Origin of the sequence: Streptomyces sp. HSW2009, from assembly GCF_040240285.1 — a bacterium.
In the GTDB taxonomy this organism is placed as follows: Bacteria; Actinomycetota; Actinomycetes; order Streptomycetales; family Streptomycetaceae; genus Streptomyces.
Window position 1 is genome coordinate 1 of sequence record NZ_JBEHZD010001004.1, and the last position, 1,331, is coordinate 1,331.

The 1,331-nt window shown below is 76.3% G+C and carries 2 protein-coding genes; both read right to left on the reverse strand.

The annotated features are described in order from the left end of the window. Positions 1-345 precede the first annotated feature (345 nt). The gene (locus tag AAHZ94_RS34180) at positions 346-558 is read right to left on the reverse strand and encodes a DUF2191 domain-containing protein (protein ID WP_349997572.1); all 213 of its coding nucleotides are present in this window, start codon (positions 556-558) and stop codon (positions 346-348) included. Positions 559-762: 204 nt separating this feature from the next. Beyond that, on the reverse strand, positions 763-1,331 hold a 569-nt coding region (locus AAHZ94_RS34185; protein ID WP_349997573.1), incomplete at its 5' end, for a DUF4253 domain-containing protein.

The following is a 1,331-nucleotide window of genomic DNA, read 5'->3' on the forward strand; positions in this document are numbered from 1 at the left end:
GACGGGGCGGGGCGGGGCGGTTCGGGACGGCAGCCAAAGACGGGGCGGGGCCGGGCGGTTCGGGACGGCGGTGAGCCGGCCGCGCGGCGAGCCGGACGTGCCACCGCCGCCGGACCGGCCATCGCACCGGCCGCCGGACCCGCCACCCCACTGACCACCGGACCCGGCGCGCGGCCACCGGCGACACCACCACCCACCACTCACCGCCCACCGCCCACCGCCCACCACTCACCACTCACCGCTCACCGCCCACCACTCACCACTCACCGCTCACCGCCCACCACTCACCGCTCACCGCTCACCGCCCACCACTCACCGCCCAGCACGCGCGGGTGAGCAGCCTCATCAGCCCTGTGGTTCCTGGGGTTGCACCTCGGCGTCGCGCGCCGCCCGGTCCCTGGACTCGCCGCGCGCCGCCGGGCGGTGCCCACGCGCGATGTAGTCGCGCACCACCAGCTCGATGGCGTCCTGCGGCGACCCGACCCCGGCCAGCACCATCACCTCCACCACCAGCTCGGCATCGAGGCTGATGCTGATCTTGGCCTTGCCCTGAGCCATGGCCCGCCCCCTTCGTCGCGTGGCACCAGGTTCCCACCGCGCGGGCCCGGTGGGTACGTACGGGACGGGCGGACCCGCACGGGCGGGACGGCCGACCCCCGGGCCCCGCACCGGCGCCCGCACCCCCGCGCCGACGCTCGCCCCGCCGGCAAGGCGGTGGGCGACGGGCGGCAGCGCCTCCGTGCCGGCCGACCCGCTAGCCGCTCAGTCCCACCAGAACGACCAGTTGTGCTTGCCCACCAGGTGTTCTTCGGCGTACTTGGTCAGGGTCTCGCTGTCCTGCCAGATGTTGTCGGGGCAGAAGGCGAAGTGTTCGGCGGCGATGGGCAGTGCCTCCTCCAGCGTGCGCGGCGGGTGCGGCACCGAGACGTGCAGGACGTCGAACTCCAGCGCCACCACGCGTATCCCGAACCGCTCCTCCCAGGAGCGCAGCACGGCCGAGAACGGGGCCGCGTCCTCGTCGTAGTTGAGCGGGCCGAGCCAGCCGATCGCCGCCAGGATGTCCGCGCTGCGGCTGGCCGGCACCAGGGCTATCCGGGGCGCGGTGAGGATGTCGTACTCCACCAGGGCCGCAGCCACCTCGGCCGCCCGCTCGTCCGGGTCGATCACGGCGGGGGAGGCGGGCGCGAGGCCGGGCCAGTCGGTGCCGTACGGCGCGAGCGTCACCGCCGGGGGGGGGGGGGGCGCGCCGCCGCGCGCCGCCCCCCCGCCCCCCGCCCCCGCCCGCCGTGCAGCAGCCGGCGCTGCACCAGGGCCCCGTGCGCGATCAGCTC

What these genes read in the sequence shown, in the direction of transcription:
- AAHZ94_RS34180 (WP_349997572.1), bottom strand. Translation starts at nt 558, where the DNA reads ATGGCTCAGGGCAAGGCCAAGATCAGCATCAGCCTCGATGCCGAGCTG.